1 pseudogene is annotated in these 391 nt (G+C 76.7%); it reads left to right on the top strand.

The annotated features are described in order from the left end of the window. Window positions 1-391 (top strand): annotated as a pseudogene (locus LPA54_RS41515) (hypothetical protein); the annotation flags it as partial.

Raw genomic sequence — 391 nt, 5'->3', positions numbered from 1 at the left:
CCGCCACGGTCGCCACGGTTGTCGTCACGCCGGAAGCCGCCACGGTCACCGCGGTCGTCGGAGCGTCCTCGGTAGCCGCCACGGTCCCGGTCGTCCCGGCGGTCATCCCTGCGGTCGTCACGACGGTCGTCCCGGCCGCGGTACCCACCGCGCTCGCCGCCGCGGCTGTCACGGTTGTCGTCGCGACCACGGAAGCCGCCACGCTCGGGCCGGCCGCCGCTGCGGTCACGGTCGCTGTTGCGGTCCCGATCGCGGTCGCGATCGTCCCGGCGGAACGGGGGACGGTCGCCGTCCCTGCGGAAGCCACGGTCGCGGTCGTTGCCACGCCGGGGGCCGCCGCGCTGGCCGCCACGGTCCCCACGGTCCGAGCGGTCACCACTGTCCCGTCGCC

The organism is Streptomyces sp. DH12 (genome assembly GCF_020873895.1).
Taxonomy (GTDB): domain Bacteria; phylum Actinomycetota; class Actinomycetes; order Streptomycetales; family Streptomycetaceae; genus Streptomyces.
Note: the sequence above shows the minus strand (reverse complement) of the source record. Positions and strands in the feature narration are given on the sequence as shown.